The following is a 462-nucleotide window of genomic DNA, read 5'->3' as shown; positions in this document are numbered from 1 at the left end:
ACCCGGACCGATGATGACGGTTCCAGCGTGGTCTACACCTATGACGCCAGCCTGGGCGCCTATGTAAGCACCGACCAAAGCGGCGCGGTCGATACGCTGGGCTGGAACGCCACCGCGACTACCTGGACCTGGACCGACGCGGCCGCCAGCCAACAAGAAACCTACAACGCCAGCGGCCAGCTCACCGCGCTGGCCGACACGGCAACGGGAGCGAGCTACAGCTTCCGCTACAGCAACCAGCAGCTGAGCCAGATCGTGGCCGGCGACGGCGACACCCTGATCTTCGGCTACAACACCAGCAACCAGCTGATCAGCCTGTCGATCCAGGACGTACCGCCCGGGCAGAGCACGGCGGTGACGCGCCAGGCGGTGAGCTACCGCTACGACGCCCAAGGACGCCTGAGCGGTGTCACCACCACACTGGCCTCGGATACAGACAGCACCGGCACCAGCTACACCACC

1 protein-coding gene is annotated in these 462 nt (G+C 65.8%); it reads left to right on the top strand.

Annotated features, from left to right (window positions below; genetic code table 11):
- Window positions 1–462, top strand: a 462-nt coding sequence (locus ISP15_RS18320; RefSeq protein ID WP_404549437.1) for a hypothetical protein, incomplete at both ends; no start/stop codon positions are given.

Origin of the sequence: Dyella jejuensis, assembly GCF_044904675.1 — a bacterium.
GTDB lineage: Bacteria > Pseudomonadota > Gammaproteobacteria > Xanthomonadales > Rhodanobacteraceae > Dyella_B > Dyella_B jejuensis.
The sequence above is the reverse complement of the archived record's forward strand: the minus strand, read 5'-3'. Positions and strand labels throughout refer to the sequence as shown.